The organism is Paraprevotella xylaniphila YIT 11841 (genome assembly GCF_000205165.1).
Lineage (GTDB): Bacteria > Bacteroidota > Bacteroidia > Bacteroidales > Bacteroidaceae > Paraprevotella > Paraprevotella xylaniphila.
On the sequence record NZ_GL883864.1, the window covers coordinates 1 to 985 of the forward strand.

Here is a 985-nt window from a genome sequence, read left to right on the forward strand (position 1 = left end):
GGCAAACAGCAGATTCTCGGTTACGGAAGTTTTTCCTGCATCAATGTGAGCAAGAATTCCTAAATTTATAATATTCATTTGGATTAAGCAATAATATACTACAGTAGATGCATTGTCGAAACGCACCTTTTAATACCTCCTCGTAGCATGTGAGAACTACAGGATTACTAACTCGTATTAATATGTATATTATTACTGCCGCATAACGATTACAAAATTACACAAAAAAATATATCTAACAAAAGTGGGAGGATTTTTTAACTTTTTACCATAGACATTTTATTAGGGAAGCGTAGGTTCAACTGGCAAGTACAAATAAGTAGAAATGTTTAAACAACACCGTTTTAGGAAGTTGAAAAATCAAGTTTCTCTCTCGGTATAGCGTTTATTTTGGCCAATATCTTCTTTAGTTTGGCATTTGTGTATTTCCCATTCGTGTTCTATTTAGCTCCTTATTATGAGTATGTAGCAAGTTACTTATCAAATTCAGCCTCTTTGAGGGTCAAATATGGTTTTGCAAATGGTGACTGACAAGACATAAACAAGGTCAGCAGGATTTTTTACATAAATGGACATGAATGTATATAACCTAAAATAAGAATAAATTTTAATAAGGGCTGCCCAAAAAGAAAAAAAATGCAGTTGCCATCCTACAGATACTTGCAGAAAGGATAAAATTTACTTTTAGACCTTTTGGGATAGCCCTTATTAATACTTCAGATAAAATTCCTAAGGTTATATTTTCAATCCTTTGGACCGGGTTTCCTCCTTGGCATACAGCCCCGGATGCCCAGTTATGGTGTGATTGGCGATAATACTTTCCGATGGATTGCGTATTTGCGGCGGTGCATTTTCGGAATATTGCGCCTGCCTGTTCCGCACATCTTCCGCTTCCGGCTTGACCTGTTGCCCTTCGTTCTCCTTTTCGGCGACTTCGGGCGTGGGCGGCGCAAGTTCCAGCTGTATTTTTCGGTCAAGTGCGGCA

The 985-nt window shown here is 38.0% G+C and carries 2 protein-coding genes; both read right to left on the reverse strand.

The window, feature by feature from the left end:
• A partial coding sequence (locus HMPREF9442_RS16915; protein WP_406613105.1) for a GTP-binding protein occupies positions 1-84 on the reverse strand: 84 nt, incomplete at its 3' end.
• Between the two features lie 651 nt (positions 85-735).
• Positions 736-985, reverse strand: a 250-nt coding sequence (locus tag HMPREF9442_RS08960) for a hypothetical protein (RefSeq protein ID WP_008627753.1), incomplete at its 5' end; no start/stop codon positions are given.